The organism is Porphyromonas canoris (assembly GCF_000765975.1).
In the GTDB taxonomy this organism is placed as follows: Bacteria; Bacteroidota; Bacteroidia; order Bacteroidales; family Porphyromonadaceae; genus Porphyromonas_A; species Porphyromonas_A canoris.
The window spans coordinates 66,852-86,881 of sequence record NZ_JQZX01000008.1 but is presented as its reverse complement, the minus strand read 5'-3'; the positions used below and the strand labels follow the sequence as shown (position 1 = coordinate 86,881).

The window sequence follows — 20,030 nt, the reverse complement described above, 5'->3', positions numbered from 1 at the left end:
CCTCTCAGTCTCAGACTATTTTTGTACTTTTGAAGAGAAATACAGGCTTTATAAGATGGATAAAATAACAGAAATGCTTGGGGGAGTAAGCAGCGAACATCGCTCCGGCTTCGTAAACATTGTGGGAAATCCGAATGTGGGGAAATCCACGCTGATGAATATCCTTGTCGGAGAAAAGATTTCGATCATCACGTCCAAGGCTCAAACCACTCGCCACCGCATTATGGGGATTGTCAATACTCCCCTCTTGCAGATCGTCTACTCCGATACGCCGGGTGTGCTGAAGCCCAACTACAAGATGCAGGAAAGCATGTTGGAGTTTTCGGAAAGTGCTTTGGGTGATGCAGATGTGCTGGTTTACGTCACGGACACAGTGGAGAAACCCACCAAGCATGACACATTTCTCCGAAGAGTTGCATCGTTGGAGTGTCCCGTCTTATTGGTCATCAACAAGATAGATCTCACTACACAAGAGGGCTTGGAAGCTCTCATATCGGAGTGGAAAGAGCTTTTGCCCAAAGCCGAAATATTCCCGGCTTCCGCTCTGCACAAGTTCAACATGGAGCAGCTTAAGAAAAGGATAGAGGATTTGATACCATTATCCCCTCCATATTTTGATAAAGATGCTTTAACCGATAAGCCTGCAAGGTTTTTTGTAACGGAGATCATTCGAGAAAAGATACTGCTCTACTACCAGAAGGAGATACCTTATTCTACAGAAGTGGTTGTAGAAGAGTTCAAAGAGGAAGATGCTCTGATCCGCATACGAGCCGTAATCGTTGTAGAACGCGACAGCCAAAAAGGAATCGTGATAGGGCATGGAGGACAAGCCCTGAAAAAGGTAGGAGCAATGGCAAGAAAAGATTTGGAGAAGTTCTTCGAGAAGAAGATCTTCCTGGAAACGTATGTCAAAGTGGAGAAAGATTGGCGCAACAGAGACAACTTCCTGCGTGCCTACGGATACAAGATAGACTGACATACCAAACGATAAACATAAGAAGAAAGATATGAGCAACCTTATAGCAATAGTAGGACGCCCGAATGTGGGCAAAAGTACACTGTTCAACAGACTGACCAAAACGAGAGACGCAATAGTGACAGACGTTGCCGGCACAACACGAGACCGCCAGTATGGAAAGGCAGAATGGTGTGGCACCTCTTTCTCGGTAGTGGATACCGGCGGATGGGTAGTGCATAGCGAAGATATTTTCGAGGATGAGATCAACAAACAAGTACAGGTAGCGATAGACGAAGCCGACCTTATCCTTTTCGTTCTTGATGTCAATGAGGGCATTACGGATATGGATGATGCGGTGGCAAACATACTGAGACGAACAAAGAAGCCGGTAATGCTGGTAGCCAATAAGGCAGACAACTTTTCGATGCAGGTGTATGCCGCGGAGTTTTATCGCTTTGGTCTGGGAGATCCATACTGCATCTCCGCAATCAACGGATCCGGAACGGGAGACCTCCTGGATGCTATGGTGAAACTGCTACCCGAATCCAAACCGGACGAAGAAGTCGAAGAGAACATCCCTCGAATAGCTATCGTCGGACGTCCCAATGCAGGAAAGTCTTCTCTTATCAATGCCTTTCTCAATGAAGACAGACATATCGTAACAGATGTAGCAGGCACGACAAGGGACTCTATATACACGCACTACAATAAGTTCGGGCACAATTTCTATCTGGTAGATACCGCAGGAATGCGCAAGAAAGGTAAGGTGAACGAAGACTTGGAGTACTACTCCGTGATCCGCTCCATACGAGCCATAGAGAACAGCGACGTGTGTGTGCTGATGATAGACGGCTCGAAAGGGATAGAGAGTCAGGATATGAACATCTTCTCGGTGGTGCAGAAAAACAAGAAAGGGCTTGTAGTCTGCGTGAACAAATGGGATCTCGTGGAGGACAAAAGCCAGAAGGCGATAGACTATTACCAAAAAGTGATCCGTGAACGTATGGCTCCTTTCACCGATTTTCCTATTATCTTCATCTCCGCAACCAACAAACAGCGTATCATGAAGGTATTGGATATGGCTCAGGAAGTATTCGACAAGAGAAAGAAACGCATCTCAACAGCCAAGCTGAACGAGATCCTGCTTCCTATTATAGAGAAAACGCCTCCCCCCGCAACCAAAGGAAAGTACATAAAGATCAAGTACATCACGATGCTCCCACAGGTTTCTGTGCCTTCGTTTGTCTTTTTCTGCAATCTTCCACAGTGGGTAAAAGAGCCGTACAAACGCTTTTTGGAAAATAAGATAAGGGAAAACTGGGACTTCTCCGGTACGCCTGTAAATATCTTTATGCGAGAAAAATAGTCTAACCCATAATAAACGGACTAAGATGGGAACTTACAAAAAACACTATCTGAAGATGGACAGGCTCGCTCGGATAATAACCATACTGACGTATGTATTTATCATCCTGCTGTTCGTTTTCCTTTTCCCTTCCGGGACATTTATAGCAAAAGCATCGCTTGTAGCCATACTTCTATTTTTCGGAGTACTTATCTTTTTGGCTCCCATCTATATTCAGCGGACTCCCAACAGCATAGTCATCGGAAAACTTTTGCACAAGAAGGTGATAGACCTGAGCAGTGCAACCATAGACCAGGCCCCGATGGATATTCTTGAGGGAGCCATTCGCACATGTGCCTCAGGCGGTATCTTTGGTTACTGGGGCTACTTCTACTCCAAAGCTCTGGGGCACTTTCGCCTCTACATAACATATAGAACGGGTAATCTGCTTATAATACGCCGTTCCGGCAAAAAGCCGATAGTGATCAACGATGTCTTTTGACACTGTTGGTTACTCACTTTGATTTTTTGTATTTATCACTTTTATAACCGTATGAAACGCTTAACCATGTTAGCGTTGCTGGTATTTTTTATCGGCAGCAACGCTCTTTTTGCCCAACAGGTCATCGCATCAGGGCAAGTAACCGAAGCCGCAAAAGGGCAGCCTGTGCCTTTTGCAAAAGTAACAATAAGATGTATAGAGGATAAGGACACCCTGCTATACAGACAGGTTACAGACGGCAAGGGAGAGTTCCGAATAGCTTTCGTCCCAAAGAAAGAGAACTATGTCTTCATCCAATCTTCGGGCTTCAAGTCTCTTCTGAACGAACTTCCCAAAGTCTCCAACGAGCAAAAACAGCTCGCCCTTGGCAAGCTATTGCTGGAAGAAGCTCCCATCGAGCTGGAAGATGTAAAGGTTGTTCACGTCCGCCAGCTTATTTCCGTAAAAGGAGATAAGATAGACTATTCCGTAGACAAAGACCCTGAAGCCTCTGCGCAAGACCTTCTAAGCATGTTGCGCAAAGTGCCCCTTGTTACGGTGGATGGACAGGAGAACATTCAGGTAAAAGGCTCTTCCAACTTCAAGATCCTTATTAACGGCAAGCCCAATCCGCTTATAGACTCCAACCCGAAAGAGGTTCTGAAGTCCATGCCGGCATCGAGCATTCAGAAGATAGAACTCATTACCGATCCGGGCGTAAAGTATGACGCCGAAGGCGTTGGTGCGGTACTGAACATCATTACAGCGCAGATGTCTGCGGACGGAACCATGGCAACCATCAGTCTCAACGGCGGTTATCCGACCACTTATGGCGGTTCGCTCTATCTCTCTTCCAAGATTAAGAAGTTTGGAGCAACGGCAAATCTCTCATCGTTTAATAATGAGACGGATATGAGCATACTTATGGAGCAGATGCAAGGCAACACTCTTCTGCTCGCGGAAGATGCACGCCAAAAACGTAGCATGAATGGTCTGAGAGGAAATATCCTGCTCTCTTACGAGATAGACGACAAGAATCTGCTCACATGGACAACAGCCATCTCCAATATCCATACCGGTGCAGACTCTCAAACAGATATATTCAGACCTCTTCCGGTAGAGCAGAGAAGCAAAAAAAACAGCCAAGACAAAGTTCGCTTCGATGAGCTGAACACATCGTTGGACTATCAGCGCTCCACTTCGAGACAGGGCGAGCTCTTCACCTTCTCATACAGGTACACCATCACTCCGAACTATTTCTACAACTTGATCGAACTTCCTTCTCTGAAACGTTCGGAGCGTATGAAGAGCAATGATGCCATGAAAGAGCATACCGGGCAATTGGACTACACGCTCCCGATAGGCAAGCACAAAGCAGAAGTGGGTACGAAATATATTCACCGCGACAACGAAACATCTCCTGTCTACGAGATATTGGATAACCAGAACAAATGGGTTCCGGGAAGCTACTATGCCACCGAGTATGCTCGCAATGGCTTGCTACACAAAAACGTGGTCTTGGCAGGATATGCCTCTTACAGCTATTCGGATGGACCTCTTTCTATAAATGCCGGTCTGCGTGCAGAGAGAAACTGGATCAAGGCGCAGTATAAGAACCTCGAATCGTCTCGCATCAATCGCGGCTTCACGGACGTCATTCCTCAACTCTCGATCGGCTACGTCCCCTCGCCTGCCCTGCAAACACGCTTCGGTTATAAGGAGATGGTGGTAAGACCATCGTTGAGACAGTTGAGTCCGTTCGAGATCAACTCTTCCGAGACAAGCCTTAGCAAGGGCAACCCGAACCTGAATCCGTCACGCATCCGGAACTTTAATCTCTCCGTCACACACATGGGTACGAGATACATGATCAATGCCGGAGCAGACTACTCTTTGCAGTACAACAACATCGAGAGCGTTATCTACAAAGAGGACGGATCCAATATGCTGATCTCCACGTTCGGCAACCTCAAATCGCCTACACATCGTGTCAGTGCCAACGTTTACTCTACGCTCACTCCGACCAACTGGTTAAGGCTCTCCGGCTTTGCCAATCTCTCGCACACCTCACGCGGAGCAACCAAGAGCGTGGACGTCAATGGTATTTCTCGCGAACTGAATCTGCCGGAGTTTTCAAGCGTGAGCTTCTCCGGTAATATCAATGGTATGATTACGCTTCCGAAGAGCTTCGGCATCAATGTGAACCTCTTCTACTTGAGCAAGCAAAAGATGTTGCAGACCACCATGGGCGACCACTTCATCCACTCGCTGTCTCTTACCAAGCAGTTTATGAAGGACAGACTCACCCTTACACTCTCTGCCGTGTCTCCGTTTATGGAAACTTTGGACTTGAAGATAGAGTCAAGAGTAGGAGCATTCAAGAATGTCAATCACATCCAAGTGCCTATCCGCCGTATCTCTCTCGGACTTACATTTAAGTTCGGAAGCATGAAGGGACAAGTGAAGAAGACATCGAAGACCATCGTGAACGACGACTTGTCTAAGGCAAGCAGCAGTACGGATCTCCCCAATACAGGTATGTAATATCCGATAAGGCTGATGACAAACTGCTCCGAACCCGTTCGGAACAAAGGATAAACGGATTAAAAAGTTTGTCCGAAGCTTAAAAATATTCCAAATCAAGGCTCTATTTGTAGCTATCGAAGCTTGAAGTGTAGAAACCAAAGCTTGATGCGTACAGATAGAGCCTTGATCTTAATCCCCAAAGCGGTTCAGACCATTTTTTGAACCCGATTAAAGAGATTTTTATTGCCGTTAAAAACAGAAGGTTAAAGGAGAAAGAGAAAGAGAGCGACGCACACCCGAAACCATCTTATCCCTCTTCATGCAGAAAGCCCACCCGGACAGGAAAAACTCCTTATCCGGATGGGCTTTCTCTATATGCGATGAAAATCCGTCAGAACCTGTAACCGATACCTACGTCTACCATGGCACCGTAGCTAAGTTCAAGATAGTCTCTCTTGAGCATTTCGGAATATGCCGTATGAGCAGCACCGATAAACACTCCGATCTTGCTTTTGAAATAAAAATTATCGGTGATGCGGAGATTATACCCCCACGCAGGCATTGCGCCATAGGCGTGTAGGAAAAGCTTCTTATCCGCCTCCGGAAGAGCAAAGCCCCCCAGATGAGTGATGCCGTAAAGGTCCAAAGCAAAATAGCCGGAGCGGTCTCCACCGTAGTACCAGCGTGGTGAGATTCGGATGGCAGGGTTAAGACCGTTGAAGCCCACCTTATCTTTCATAAAGAGAAAAGCAACATCGTATCCCACTCCGGTCTTGATAGCAAAAGCATCCGAAAGAGAATGTTCGTAGTAGACATTGTTCTGCATACCAAGCTCTATTCCCCATCGACGTTTTGTTTCTCTGCTCTGTGCCAATAGCAGTGTAGGGAAAAGAAATGCACATAAAAAGAGTAACGTTTTTTTCATAGATGATAGTTATTTGGTTTCAACATCCAATGATGACTTCGTCTGCGAGGCAGCTCTACCAACAAAAGTAGGTAAAAATCGGCTGAAACAAGCGTTCTTGGCGCATTAAAGCATCATTCTTATCTGATCATACTTCAAAATGCGCCCTTTTCCCCGGTCGAACTCGATGATACCCTCTTTCGTCATTTCGGAGATAGCCCTGGAAAGAGAGGGACGCTCCACACCAAAATATTCCGCAAGGGATGTAACGCTCCGCCCAAGCTCAAAGACGCCATTCTTAGACCGCTTGGAGATATAAAAGGCAAACTTGGCCTTGATGCTTTTGATGGAGAATATCTTCAGTCTTTCGGATAGAAACTGCATCCGGTCGGCGGTGAATGCCATAAAGCCTCGAAAGAAATAGGGACACTTCGCCATCTGTTTCTCTATGGTCTCTTTCGAGTAAAGCACAATCTCCGACTCCTCCAAGGCGATCACATCCACGGGGAAGCAGTTTTCTCTGGCAAAGAGAAAGACTGCCGCCAAAGGGTAGGGAGCTTTGATCTCGTCGATATGCAGAGTAAGACCCGGATCGGAAACGAGCTCGGTCTTGACCCTTCCTTTCGTAAGCATATAGAGATGATCCACTCTGTCTCCCTGATATGCAATGTACTCTCCTTTCTTGTAGTGCTTTACCACGTGCGGTATCTCACAGCTCAGCTCATAGGTTTCTTCCTCTGCGCCACTGCTGCATTGCGTGCAGAAAAAACGTATATCCGGTGTTTCCATAACTTATCCCTTTTTGCGAAGGTACATAATATTCTACTCTTCTGTGTGATAATTATCACGAGAAGACTAGTGCCGACACTATACTTTTGCCATACATAGTTAGAATTACAACCTAAACAGTCAGAAAGAAATGAGTATGTTTTGTTTTCAGTGTCAGGAAACAGCCCAAAACAGAGGCTGTACAGTGCGTGGAGTATGCGGTAAGACTCCCGATGTTGCCAACCTTCAAGACCTTTTGATCTTCTTACTGAAAGGAATATCCGTCCTTGCATCTGCTCTTCGTGAGAAGGGGGAAAAGGTTCCGGCAAAAGCAAATCGGTTTGTGATGGAGTCGCTATTCATGACCATCACAAATGCCAACTTTGACAAAGAGAGATTTGTCAAACGTGTTCACGAAGCCCTTTCTCTACGGGACGAGCTGCTTGAAGCATTAGGCTCTGTCCCGGAAGAGAGAGGATCGGACAGCCTTTCATGGCGAGCAGAAAGCGTGGAAGAGATGGAAGCCAAAGCAGCAACAGTGGGCATTTTGCAAACGGAAGACGTAGATGTCAGATCGCTAAGAGAGCTTCTGATATACGGACTCAAAGGGATGGCTGCCTATGCCGAGCACGCTTTCAATCTCGGTTTTGAACAGGAAGAGATCTTTATCTTCATGCAGGATGCTCTGGTTGCCACCACACAGGATCTATCGGTGGAAGAGCTGACGGGATGGGTATTGCGCTGTGGTGAGTACGGCGTAAAGACGATGGCTCTACTGGATAAAGCCAACACGACAACCTACGGAAGCCCGGAGATAACCAAGGTTAATATCGGCGTGAGAAAGAATCCGGGCATCCTCATCTCCGGGCACGACCTCAGAGATATGCAGGATCTGCTGGAGCAGACTCAAGGTACGGGAGTGGATGTCTATACCCATAGCGAAATGCTTCCGGCGCACTATTACCCTGCCTTTAAGAAGTACGAACACTTTGCCGGTAACTATGGCAGCGCGTGGTGGAAGCAGAACGAAGATTTTGAAACGTTCAACGGAGTGATTCTGTTCACGACCAACTGTATAGTGCCGCCCCGCAGCACTTCCACTTATGCGGACAGGGTTTATACCACCGGAGCTTCCGGATTTGCGGGCTTCAAGCACATCGCAGACAGACAGGAGGGTAAAGCAAAAGACTTCTCTGCCCTTATCGAACACGCCAAACGCTGCGCTCCTCCGGTGGAGATAGAGCAGGGAGAGATCATCGGAGGCTTTGCCCACGCACAGGTATTCGCTTTGGCAGACAAGGTGGTAGAGGCGGTAAAGAGCGGAGCTATACGTAAGTTCTTCGTCATGGCAGGATGCGATGGACGCATGAAAGGCAGAAGCTACTACACGGAATTTGCAGAAAAACTTCCTAAAGATACGGTCATCCTCACAGCCGGATGCGCCAAGTACAGATACAACAAGCTTCCGCTCGGAGACATCAACGGCATTCCGAGAGTATTGGATGCCGGACAGTGCAACGACAGCTACTCTCTGGCTCTGATTGCTTTGAAGCTGAAAGAGGTGTTTGAGCTGAATGACGTGAACGATCTCCCCATTGCCTACAACATCGCATGGTACGAGCAGAAAGCCGTCATAGTACTGCTGGCTCTTCTTTCACTTGGGGTGAAAAACATTCATCTGGGACCGACTCTCCCTGCATTCCTGTCTCCCAACGTGGCAAACGTGCTGGTGCAGACTTTCGGAATAGGCAGCATCACCACTCCGGACGAAGACATGAAGATGTTTCTTGGCGAGTAAGAAGAGAGTTTCACGCTTTACACTCTCCTTTTAAGCAAGCAGGGTTGAAAGTTTTTTCAACCCTGCTTCTATTTATATAATGGTATTATTTCACTCCGGTGCTGCGATCCAGGTCCGTATTCTCCAAACTCTTGTTTCGCTGAACGGTAGACTTCTTACCCGAACCAAAGCTGTACGCAACCTTCAAGCCCAAAGAGCGCGCGGTAATGTCATTGAAACGCTCTTGATAAAATCCGTCCCCCCATTCGGACGTCTGCAGTCTGCTGTATTTCTTGAAAGGATTTCGGACATCCAACGTTACGGAGAGCTTATCTTTCAGCAGCTTTGTCGTAACGTAAAAGGAGCAGGAGTAGTTGTGTTTCGTCCGCACTCCGAGCTGCGGCGGAGCCTGCGTGTACGTATAGTTTCCTCCCAATGAGACATTTTTGCGAGGGTTCCGGTCTGCATTCAAAGAGATATTGTACACAAGATCTTTCTGCAAGAGCGCTCCTTTATCTCCGTAAAAAGCAAGATACCCTCCGTTGAGAAAGATATTTGCGGATAGTTTTTCGGTCGGTCTGTAGTTGAGCATTATGGAGGAAGAGAGGTTTCGGAATCTGTTTCCGTTCGTATAGAATTGTAAGAGGCACTTACTTGAGTGGTCTGTGAAGGCTGAGTGCTGAGGGAGAAATCCAAAGAAGGCTCCGGATGCCGCCTGAGACGGGGCAAAAAGCCGAAAATCTCCCCCATCTTTTTACCTCCTTCCGCAGGGGGTGAAATTTCCGTCCGCAAGGAAATAAATTTCTGTATATGCAAAAATATTTTTTCGTATATGCAGAAATTTTTTTTCGTATATACAGAAATTTTTTTTCGCAGGTACGAAAAATTTCTTTCGTTCGTACGCAAATTTTCTTTCGCAGGTATGAAAAAAATCTTTCGTTCGTACGCGACTTTATTTTCGTACCTAAGAAAATTTATTTTTGTACGTACGAAAATATTTTTTTGTACGTACGAAAAAAAATTTTTGTACGTACAAAATTTCGGCTCTTTGCGAGAGGAGCGAAAAATGTGTGCTTATGTGCTCATTTTCAAGCAGTAACAGCCCTCTCTCCGGGTTGCTCCCGGATGAGGCGGAAAAGGGAGAAAAAGTGCGTTTCGGAGCTTCGGAATTTTGCCCCGAAACGGGCACGAAAAAAAACAAGTGCGGTCTCCGGAATTGTATCTTCCGAAGACCGCACTCGGTATGTTTCGATTCTTTCCCGCGGGGGATCAACCAAAGTCGTCGAAGTAAAGCTGTTCGCGAGGAACGCCCAAGCTGTCGAGCATGCCCTTGACGGCATTCGCCATCGGTCCGGGACCGCACATATAGTACTCGATGTCCTCCGGCGCTTCGTGGTTGATGAGGTAGTTGTCGAGGATCACCTGGTGGATGAATCCGGTGTATCCCGTCCAGTTGTCCTCCGGAAGCGGATCGGAAAGGGCGATGTGGAAAGAGAAGTTCGGAAACTCTCGCTCTATTTCGCGGAAGTCTTCCTCATAAAAAATCTCGTTCTTGGAGCGCGCACCGTACCAGTAGGAGACTTTTCTGCCGGTCTTGAGCGTCTTGAACAGATCCAATACCTGTGCCCTGAGCGGTGCCATACCGGCTCCACCTCCGATGTAAAGCATCTCGGCGTCGGTGTCCTGGATGTGGAAATCTCCATAAGGACCCGACATCATCACCTTGTCTCCCGGCTTGAGGCTGAAAATATAGGACGATGCGATACCCGGCTTGATGCCTGCCGCCCACGTTCCGGTATTGCGGTCGAACGGAGGTGTCGCGATACGAACGTTGAGTGTGATGATGTTGCCCTCCGCCGGGTAGTTCGCCATAGAATACGCACGGATGGTCTCTTCATCATTAGATGCTTCAAGAGGCCAGAGCTTGAACTTGTCCCACTCCCCCTTGAAACGGTCTCCGATGATCATGTCGGAAAACTTCACGTTGTACTTCGGTATCTTGATCTGAGCATACGATCCGCTCTTGAAGTTGAGCACCTCGCCCTCCGGCAGCTTCACGACAAACTCTTTGATGAAAGATGCTACGTTGTTGTTGGAGACTACCGTGCACTCCCACTCTTTTACACCGAAGACTTCTTCCGGAACCACGACCTGCATGTTCTCTTTTACCTTAGTCTGGCAGGAGAGTCTCCAATGGTCTTTGATCTCTTTGCGAGAAAAGAATCCTACTTCCGTGGGCAGGATCTCTCCGCCACCCTCGACCACGCGACAACGGCACTGTCCGCAAGAACCACCGCCCCCGCAGGCAGATGAGAGATAGATGCCTTCGCCTTGAAGCGTGTTGAGAAGCGTTCCGCCGATGGGAACGTCAAACTCTTTTTCTTCATTCACCGTGAGCTTGACGTCTCCGGATGGCAGAAGCTTTGCTTTGGCTACCAAAAGAAGTGCTACAAGCAGAAGGGTAACTACAAGAAAGACCACTACGCTGGCTCCTATTGCAGCTCCGTTTATTGCTAATAATAACATTATGATGTTTTGCTTTTATTGTTGTTAGACTTTCTGTAATGACCTCTTATGATAGCTTGATACCGGAAAAACTCATGAAAGCGATACCCATGAGAGCCGTGATGATGAACGTGATACCCAATCCGCGCAAAGGCTTCGGAATGTCCGAGTACGCAATCTTCTCACGAATGGCAGCCATACCGATGATAGCCAGCAACCAGCCTATACCGGAACCGAAACCGTAAGTGGTGGCAAGCCCGATATTGGCAAACTCTCTCTGCTGCATGAAGAGCGATCCGCCGAGGATGGCGCAGTTTACAGCGATAAGAGGCAAGAAGATACCCAATGACGCGTACAAAGATGGGCTGAATCGCTCCACGATCATCTCCACAAGCTGTGTGAAAGAGGCGATGATCGCAATGAAGAGGATAAGGCTCAGGAAGCTGAGATTGACGTCTGCAAATTCAGGCCCCAACCATGCCAAAGCTCCCTCTTTCAACACATAGTTTTCCAACAGATAGTTGAGAGGAAGCGTACAGGTGAGGATAAACGTAACAGCTAACCCTAACCCCAAAGAGGTCTTTACATTCTTGGAGACAGCAAGATACGAACACATACCAAGAAAGTATGCAAACACCATGTTGTCAACAAAGATGGACTGTACAAATAAACTGATATATTCCATTGTGTCTCTGTTTATGTCTTAATTATTACACTATTACGTCGGGTTATTTTTCTTGCAGCTCCGGAGTGTAGGATCTGTGTACCCATATCACAAGAGCAACGATGATAAGAGCCATAGGCGGCAAGATCATCAAACCATTGTTTACATATCCCATTTCATAGAACGAATCCGGTACCACTTGGTAGCCAAGCAGCGTTCCGGAGCCGAACAACTCGCGGAAAAATCCTACGATCACAAGAATAATACCATATCCTAAACCATTTCCGATACCGTCAAGGAAAGATGCGCCCGGCTTATTGCCCAAAGCAAACGCCTCAAGACGTCCCATCAAGATACAGTTCGTAATGATCAGACCCACAAAGACAGAGAGCTGCTTGTTTACATCATAAGCAAAAGCCTTCAACACTTCACTTACGATAGTTACAAGAGCAGCCACCACAACAAGCTGCACGATAATACGGATACGGTTGGGTATCGTATTACGAAGCAACGAAATAATCACATTGGCAAAAGCAATAACCACGGTTACCGAGATTGCCATAACAAGAGATGGCTCAAGCTTCGACGTTACTGCCAAAGCGGAGCAGATACCCAGCATCTGAACAACAACCGGATTGTTCTTGCTGAGCGGACCTATCAGGATTTCTTTATTCTTTTTACTTAGTAATGCCATGACACTGGTTTATTTATTGCTTTTAAGAAACTCTTGGTACATTTTGATACTATCGCGAATCATGTCGTTGACACCGTTAGAGGTAAGCGTACTACCGCTTATCGCATCCACGCCGTTCGCCAGCTTGCTTCCGCCTTTAACAACCTGAACGGGAGCAAAAGCACCATCCGTAAATATCGTTTTGCCTTCAAATGCAGAGGTAAAGAACGGTTCCACTATCTGAGCACCAAGTCCGGGAGTCTCCCCTTGGTGGCTGAAGTCCACGCCGTATATCGTTGCAGTATCATCGTTAATAGAGATAAAGCCCCATACAGGTCCCCAAAGACCGGCACCGCTCATGGCCAAGATATATTTCTTCACACCATCCACTTCTGCTATAAAGACAGGATACTCGCCATTGTCTCCTTCACGAACAACCTTGGCAAAGTCTGCGGCAAATGCCGGATCCTTCACGCCTGTACCCTCAGAGCCTTCCACTCTTTCACCGTTTGTTCTCACAAGGAAAGCCTCCTTGATATATTTGCCGTACTCTGCTTGTGCATTCTGAGCCGTAGCAGAGACCTTTATAGACTTCAATATCTGTTGCATCTTGTCTATATTGGCATTGGCTGTTTGGCGTCCCTTGAGACTTTGCGATGTAAACGCGAGTCCCACAGCGACCAAAATCACCATCACGGCTGCATATATAATAGTATAAGAATTGCTATTTCTATTCATAACCTTTTATCTGTTAAGTGAGGTGATTACTTATGCTACTTTCTTAGAGTTGGCAACCGTGGCTCTGCGCATTCTCTTCTTCACGTTTGCATCCACCACATAGTAGTCTATCAGCGGAGCAAAGGCGTTCATCAGCAAGATTGCCATCATCATACCCTCCGGATAACCGGGTTGAAGAAGACGGATCACGATGGCAAAGAATCCGATAAGGAAGCCATAGATCCACTTACCCAGCTCTGTTCTTGTTGCAGTTACCGGGTCTGTTGCCATAAACACAGCGCCAAAGGCAAAGCCACCAAGCAACATATGATCCAAAGCAGACACCTGCATTCCGGCAGTGGCACCGCTAAGGTTGAAGAGAAGAGCCGTTGCAAATCCGCCCAAGAAAATAGAGCAGATGATCTTCCAGCTTGCAATACCTGTGGCAATGAGTATCACTGCACCGATAAGGATAGCCAGAACGGATGTTTCACCGATAGAACCCGGAATGAGCCCCAGGAAGTAGTCCCAAGAAGAGAGAGCATTGCCCACCACATCGGTTACGGGTTGCAGTCCTTGCTCTTTTGTCATACCGGCGATCTGTCCTAAAGGAGTCGCTCCGGAGAATGTATCCACGGGAGTTCCACCGCCAAGACCGAAAGTAGAACCGGTTCTGACGAACACTTCATTACCGGACATTGCCGCCGGATAAGCGAAGAAGAGGATCGCACGAGTTACAAGAGCGATGTTGAAGATATTATAACCAGTACCTCCGAAAGCCTCTTTGGCAAACACTACCGCAATGATAGTGGCAACGGCAATCATCCAAAGCGGAGTCTCTACCGGTACGATAAGAGGAATAAGGAAGCCTGTTACCAAAAATCCTTCTGCTACTTCGTGTCCACGTATCTGTGCAAAAATAAACTCTGTGCCGAGTCCGGCAACGTAAGCTACAATGATCTTGGGCAGGATAGCCAGAAGACCATACAGGAACATAGCCCAAAAGCCTGCCTGTTGTCCTATAGCCATGTAGTGCTGATAGCCCAGATTGTACATCCCGAAGAAGAGAGCGGGCATCAGAGCCACGAGTACCACCGTCATGGTACGCTTCGAGTCCATGGCGTCATGGATATGTACTCCTCTTCTGGACGTAGTAGAAGGCACGAAGAAGAACGTTTCTAAACCATCGAAGACGGAATGAAACATAGATAACTTGCCACCCTTCTCAAAGTTTGGCTTTATCTTGTCGATATATTTTCTTAACGCGTTCAATGTATTGTCTGTATTAGGGAAGTGTTATCAATTCATTTCTTTATAGAGCATATCCAATGCACGGCGCACCAGATACTGCAACTCCAGCTTCGATGTATCTACAAACTCACACAGAGCAAAGTCTTCCGGAGCCACTTCATAGATACCTCTCTCTTCCATCTTATCTATATCGAAAGAGACTATTGCACGCACAAGGTACTCCGGATATATATCCATCGGGAACACTTTGTCATACTCGCCCGACACGATAAGGGCTCTTCTGCCTCCGCGTATGCGTGTGTCGAAGCTGAACTCTTTCTTACCCATAAGGAATGCTGGATAGGATCTCGACACGCTGTATTTGTTGAATCCGGGAGCAGCCCAGCCGAACATCTCATGAGTGTCATCACCTTCGGGGATCACGGAGATCACCTTAGAGAACGGGCTCATAAAAGCATATTCGTCCGTCAGCATGGTACCCGTAAGCACATCTCCATCTATGATACGCTTCTTGGCAGAGTCGTTCACCAGTTTATCTTTCACCAGTTCTGCCACATTCGCACCGCATATAACGTTTGCGATGCCTCTCGTTGCCACGCACTCTCCGGCGATACCCACCTTCTTGGAGAAGTCTGTCTTCCCTGTGCGTAAGAACTTTCCGATAATAACCAGTTCGGAAGCAGATACAGTCCATACCGTGTCTCCCTTATTCACCGGAGCCGTATGGTTGATAAGCACGCCCACGTTACCGGCAGGGTGTGGACCTGCTACTTCTACCACTTCACAGTTGGAGAGCTTAAAGCCCGATCCGGCAGGGATACCGACATAAACCTTCCCGGTTGTCAGCTTTGCCAGCAGGTCTATCGCTGCCTGCATATCCTCCACTCTGTCCCCGAAAAGAGCTTGTGCCTTGGGAGTAAGGGGAGCGGTTACATTGGCGGTAACAAAAATATCACGAGGGATAATGGTAGGATTTGGGAGGTAGTCGTATGGGCGTTGACGCAAAAGAGCAAACATACCGCTCGAGAGGAGCAGTCCAAGCAGCTCTTCCCTGCTCTTACCCTTTGTCTCCACAGAGAACGGAGCGTACTCGATAGAGGCTTCCGGAGCGATCTCAACGCTCAAGATCTTACGTTTATCTCCTCTGTTGATGGCTATCACTTTACCACTAACAGGCGATACGATCTTTATCTCCGGAAAACTTTTGTGGAATAGAACGGGTGTTCCGGCGAGGACACTGTCTCCTACTTTCACCTCCAGCTTGGGCAGCAGACCGGGATAATGGTCCGGCACAACGCCGTAGGTGGTAGAGGGCTGCGCGTGCACCTCAACCTCTTGAGGCTTGCCAACAATGTTGATGTCCAAGCCCTTTTTAATTTTAATCACTTTAGCCATTAAATAAGTATACTATATTTGAAAACTATTTCCGCAAGTCGCTATATACACAGTGGGTTAAGAGGCTCTTTTGCCCCCGATATACAAAAATGTACGACCCAACTCAATAGACTTGCAAAATAAAGAAAAAAATTAGTTATGACCAAATGAGCTGTTCCCTTTGTTCTCATATATTTACACACAAAACGACATCCTCTTCCGACCCAAAGTGAATGCACCCCAAAACGATGCCGAAAAGCGCCTCTTCTCTCCTCGGTTTTTATATATTCCATACCGGTAAAATCCCCTCTTGTTTCTGCTCTCTATTTTGATCGGAGGGGTCATTTTCAGAGCACGACCGGACTGTTAAATCCGGCCCGTTTTATTAACACCATTTTCGATACAGGTTCACTCAAAACGCTAAACGAGCATATTCTTTCGGCTTAACGTGTTTAATTTTTCAATGAACACGTTTACCGATTTCATTAAACACGTTTACCGGATTCGATTAACGTGTTTAGCCAAAATCGCTAAAACACTAACCAACAGATTCTTACGTATTTTCATACTAAAATACACCTGAAAAAGCAAATTTCTTTATTAGGAAACGTTTACAGGTCGGGGTGTTAAAATTCACACCGATTAACGCAAAAACAGCCCATCAAACGGACTGAAGAAAAAATTTTTTCGAATTCGAGATTTTTCATATCCCTCTCAAAATCAATCCATTGAAAATATTTCTTCTTTCTGTTTTTAAGAGAAACAAAAAATCCGGAAGTTTTCAGCGCATCTTCCGGACGCCGTTTTTATATAAAAGCGACAGCGTACCACCCGGTGTCAAGAGAGATGTTTTTGTATCTCTGCACCCGAATGGTACGCTGTCTGTACGATTATTGTAGAAGTTTATACCTCAGCTCCCTCAAACAGAGGCTGCAACAGCTCCGGAACGGAAAGGTTCAAACTTCTGATTTCTGCCAGTTTCTGCTCGCCTTTACGAGTGAGAGAAAAGAAGACTTTACGCTTATCTTCCCGTCCCAATCGCCGTCCGATCCACCCTCTGTCTTCTACTGCCGAGAGGAGCTTGGATGTATGAGCCGGCAGAAGACCAATGCGAGCCGAGACTTCGGAGGCAGAAACCGACTCCCCCGATATGACACAGAGTGCCATCGCTTGGTTCAGATCGCATTGGGCAGACTCCATAAGCTGCTGCTCCAAATCCCGAATAGAGATCATCAGTTCCCTCATCAGGCATATACATCTTACATTCTCCATAACGCTTTATTCTTGTAGAAGAAAAGATTCGGAAGCCTCAAAGTTAGATGAAAAGATTGATATTGGCATCGTCCGCACGGTTCATGTAAGTGGCTACACCGCCTATCGAAACCTCCTCGATAAGCTCTTTGCGATCCACTCCCATAACATCCATGGACATCTGACAAGCTATAAACTCCACGCCGTTCTCAAGAGCCTGAGCGCGCATACTCTCCAAAGAGTCCACGTGTCTCTTTTTCATCACAAAGCGCATCATCTTTGCTCCCAATCCTCCCATATTCATCTTGGAAAGACCAAGCCCTTTACTGTCTTTGGGCATCATGTATCCGAACATTCGTCCCCAAAAGTCTTTCGTAACCTTAGAGCGTGAACGGCGCTTTATGGCATTGAGTCCCCAGAACGTAAAGAAGATTGTAACCTTCTGCCCTGTGGCTGCTGCTCCGTTGGCAAGAACGAATGTCGCCAGAGCTTTATCCAGGCTGTCGCTGAACAGGATAAAGGTCTTGCCCTTTGCCGGAGAGGTACTCACGCATGTCCCCTCCGCCTTGCAAGCGGTCTTTTCTACCGTTACCACAAACTTACCTCCCTTTGTCTCTTTTGCAATGAGGGTGTGCCCCGTGGTGTCGCACCATGCTTGGGCATCTCTCGAAAAGCCCGGATCGGTGGACTCTATCGCCAAACGTTCCCCGACATTTATCTTGTCTATCGACTGCTTCAACTTCAGTATCGGACCCGGACAGGCAAGTCCGCACGCATTCACCTGCATCACCGTGGCAGATGTATCCGCAGAGGCTTTCGGTTGGGAGAAAGTATTCTCCGGCTTGGAGCTGTAGTCCGCCACTATTGTAGAGTACAGTCTGTATCCGCCAATCAGATTGTACACATCGGTAAAGCCGTTCTGCAACAGAATATTGGAGCTGAGGTAGCCTCTGAAACCTACCGTACAGTAGATATATACCGGTTTATCTTTCGGGATCTCTCTGTGTCGGAAGCGCATTTCTTCCAATGGGATATGCATCGAACCGGATATGTGCTCCACATCGTATGCTTCTCTCGGACGCACATCCACTATGGTTACCTTCTTCGGATCTGCTGCCTGCATCTCTCTCCAGTATAGCGGCTTCATCTTACCCGAAATGATATTCTCCGCCACATAGCCTGCGAGAGCCACGGGGTCCTTTGCAGAAGAGAAAGGAGGAGCGTATGCCTGCTCGGTCTTCATCAGATCGTAGATGGTGCCTTCGTGCTTGATGATCTGCGCAATGGAGTCTATCCGCTTATCCACCCCCGAAACACCTACGCACTGAGCGCCGTAGAGACGGCCGGTTTCGGGATGAAATACGATCTTCAACGTCAATGGAAAAGCGTTCGGATAGTAGCCCGCATGGCTGTTGGGCTGAACAGTGGCTGTAAGATAAGGCAATCCCTCTCTCTTTGCAGCCTTTGCGGCAAGGCCGGTAGAAGCTACGGTGAGGTCGAACACCTTGGCTATTGCCGTACCGATAGCTCCTTCGTAAGTCTGCTTTTGCAGTCCGCTCATGTTGCCTGCCACTATACGCGCCTGTCTGTTGGCAGGTCCGGCAAGATAGTTGGTCCAGCTCTTTCCGGTGATCGGATGCCTGAACTCTATGGCATCTCCTACGGCAAAAATATCAGGATCTGAGGTTTGGAGATAGTCATCTACCTTTATACCTCTTGCTTCGCCTATCTCTAAGCCGGCATCCGCAGCGAGTTTATTGTTCGGGCGCACCCCTATTGAAAGAAGGATAAGATCGGCTTCGAGTGTCTCTCCCGAGTCAAGAGAAAGGCTCAGTGCACTGCCTTCGGCTGCTTGGCGAATGGCTGTAACCGCTTTTCCGAGATAGAGTCCCACACCTTTCTGATGCATATGAGCATGAACGACAGAAGCCAAAGAGAAGTCTATCGGAGCCATTACTTGCGGTGCCATTTCTACGACACTCACTTCGATATGACGGGCATGAAGATTTTCTGCCATCTCCAATCCGATAAACCCACCGCCTACAACCACGGCTCTCTTCACCTTATGGCTGTCCAAGTAGTGCTTTATGGCGTCCATATCTTCCACGTTACGAAGCGTGAACACACCCGGACTATCTATGCCGGGAAGCGGTGGAACGACCGGAACGGCACCGGGTGAAAGCAAAAGCTTATCGTAGCTCTCCATGTAGGTAGTGCCGTCTGCACGACGCACTTCTACCTGCTTCCCGGCACGATCTATACGGAGCACCTCGCTCTCTACACGGATATCCATGTGGAACATACCGGAGAAAGACTGCGGTGTTTGCAGGAACAACATATCTCTCTCTTCTATTACTCCACCGATGTAATAGGGTAAGCCACAGTTGGCATAAGAGATATACTTCCCTTTCTCAAAGAGCACGATCTCGGCGTGTTCATCTAATCTTCTAAGTCGGGCAGCAGCAGTAGCACCTCCTGCAACCCCGCCTACTATTACGTATTTCATGATTTATATGGTATTGTATTCCTTTTACGTATTACTTTTGCAAAGATAGAAATATTTTCCATAGGAAATATATTTCATCAGAATAATATCTATTCCTAAAGCGTAAAAGACTTAAAAATAGAGTCATAAGCGTCTCCTTCTGCAATATTCGGCTTTGGATAAAATGTTTAACCCGTCTATAAAACCGGCTGAATATTATCAATACTTTCTCTGATGCTTTATAGTTTTAGAAATAGAAGCGTGAGTGGTAAACTTCAAGATTTGGTTTGTGGCAAACAAGCCTTGATGTGTAGAGATCAAGCCCTGATTTCAGAATCGGAACAGGTTAAA

The 20,030-nt window shown here is 47.2% G+C and carries 15 protein-coding genes and 1 pseudogene; 5 read left to right on the top strand and 11 right to left on the bottom strand.

Going from position 1 to position 20,030, the window contains the following annotated elements; all coding sequences use genetic code 11:
• Positions 1-55: 55 nt before the first annotated feature.
• From era to HQ29_RS03365, 4 genes are read left to right on the top strand one after another with little or no spacing between them, the layout of a single operon-like run.
• Complete coding sequence (gene era / locus HQ29_RS03380) at positions 56-976, top strand: GTPase Era (protein ID WP_235300043.1); 921 nt, start codon at positions 56-58, stop codon at positions 974-976.
• Between the two features lie 31 nt (positions 977-1,007).
• Positions 1,008-2,324 carry a ribosome biogenesis GTPase Der gene (der, locus tag HQ29_RS03375; RefSeq protein WP_036867552.1) on the top strand — a complete coding sequence of 439 codons (1,317 nt, stop codon included), beginning with the start codon at positions 1,008-1,010 and terminating at the stop codon, positions 2,322-2,324.
• A gap of 25 nt (positions 2,325-2,349) precedes the next feature.
• Complete coding sequence (locus tag HQ29_RS03370) at positions 2,350-2,805, top strand: PH domain-containing protein (RefSeq protein ID WP_036867551.1); 456 nt, start codon at positions 2,350-2,352, stop codon at positions 2,803-2,805.
• Positions 2,806-2,856: 51 nt separating this feature from the next.
• Positions 2,857-5,328: an outer membrane beta-barrel family protein gene (locus HQ29_RS03365; protein WP_082226827.1), complete on the top strand. Its 2,472-nt coding sequence runs from the start codon at positions 2,857-2,859 to the stop codon at positions 5,326-5,328.
• A 373-nt stretch (positions 5,329-5,701) separates the two neighbouring features.
• Here the strand turns inward: HQ29_RS03365 and HQ29_RS03360 are convergent, their stop codons facing one another.
• Both HQ29_RS03360 and HQ29_RS03355 read right to left on the bottom strand, forming a co-directional pair.
• Positions 5,702-6,235: a hypothetical protein gene (locus tag HQ29_RS03360; RefSeq protein ID WP_036867547.1), complete on the bottom strand. Its 534-nt coding sequence runs from the start codon at positions 6,233-6,235 to the stop codon at positions 5,702-5,704.
• A 105-nt stretch (positions 6,236-6,340) separates the two neighbouring features.
• A complete protein-coding gene (locus HQ29_RS03355; RefSeq protein WP_036867545.1) occupies positions 6,341-7,003 on the bottom strand; it encodes a Crp/Fnr family transcriptional regulator in 663 nt (220 codons plus the stop codon).
• A gap of 136 nt (positions 7,004-7,139) precedes the next feature.
• Here HQ29_RS03355 and hcp point away from each other — a divergent pair, with 136 nt between their 5' ends.
• A complete protein-coding gene (hcp, locus tag HQ29_RS03350; RefSeq protein WP_200878516.1) occupies positions 7,140-8,780 on the top strand; it encodes a hydroxylamine reductase in 1,641 nt (546 codons plus the stop codon).
• A gap of 85 nt (positions 8,781-8,865) precedes the next feature.
• Here hcp and HQ29_RS03345 read toward each other — a convergent pair.
• The 9 genes and pseudogenes from HQ29_RS03345 to HQ29_RS03295 all read right to left on the bottom strand — a co-directional run.
• Positions 8,866-9,420 (bottom strand): annotated as a pseudogene (locus tag HQ29_RS03345) (outer membrane beta-barrel protein); the annotation flags it as partial.
• 608 nt (positions 9,421-10,028) lie between these two features.
• Positions 10,029-11,285 carry an NADH:ubiquinone reductase (Na(+)-transporting) subunit F gene (gene nqrF, locus HQ29_RS03330; protein ID WP_036791091.1) on the bottom strand — a complete coding sequence of 419 codons (1,257 nt, stop codon included), beginning with the start codon at positions 11,283-11,285 and terminating at the stop codon, positions 10,029-10,031.
• 46 nt (positions 11,286-11,331) lie between these two features.
• Positions 11,332-11,949: an NADH:ubiquinone reductase (Na(+)-transporting) subunit E gene (gene nqrE, locus HQ29_RS03325; RefSeq protein ID WP_036791089.1), complete on the bottom strand. Its 618-nt coding sequence runs from the start codon at positions 11,947-11,949 to the stop codon at positions 11,332-11,334.
• 43 nt (positions 11,950-11,992) lie between these two features.
• Complete coding sequence (locus HQ29_RS03320; protein WP_036791087.1) at positions 11,993-12,622, bottom strand: NADH:ubiquinone reductase (Na(+)-transporting) subunit D; 630 nt, start codon at positions 12,620-12,622, stop codon at positions 11,993-11,995.
• 9 nt (positions 12,623-12,631) lie between these two features.
• Positions 12,632-13,339, bottom strand: coding sequence for an NADH:ubiquinone reductase (Na(+)-transporting) subunit C (nqrC, locus tag HQ29_RS03315; RefSeq protein ID WP_036867535.1), 708 nt, complete (start codon positions 13,337-13,339; stop codon positions 12,632-12,634).
• Between the two features lie 30 nt (positions 13,340-13,369).
• The gene (locus HQ29_RS03310; protein ID WP_036791084.1) at positions 13,370-14,590 is read right to left on the bottom strand and encodes an NADH:ubiquinone reductase (Na(+)-transporting) subunit B; all 1,221 of its coding nucleotides are present in this window, start codon (positions 14,588-14,590) and stop codon (positions 13,370-13,372) included.
• Between the two features lie 27 nt (positions 14,591-14,617).
• Positions 14,618-15,964, bottom strand: coding sequence for a Na(+)-translocating NADH-quinone reductase subunit A (locus HQ29_RS03305; RefSeq protein ID WP_036864333.1), 1,347 nt, complete (start codon positions 15,962-15,964; stop codon positions 14,618-14,620).
• Between the two features lie 882 nt (positions 15,965-16,846).
• Complete coding sequence (locus HQ29_RS03300) at positions 16,847-17,215, bottom strand: MarR family winged helix-turn-helix transcriptional regulator (RefSeq protein ID WP_036864338.1); 369 nt, start codon at positions 17,213-17,215, stop codon at positions 16,847-16,849.
• A 43-nt stretch (positions 17,216-17,258) separates the two neighbouring features.
• Positions 17,259-19,700 carry an FAD-dependent oxidoreductase gene (locus tag HQ29_RS03295; RefSeq protein ID WP_036867533.1) on the bottom strand — a complete coding sequence of 814 codons (2,442 nt, stop codon included), beginning with the start codon at positions 19,698-19,700 and terminating at the stop codon, positions 17,259-17,261.
• Positions 19,701-20,030 lie beyond the last annotated feature (330 nt).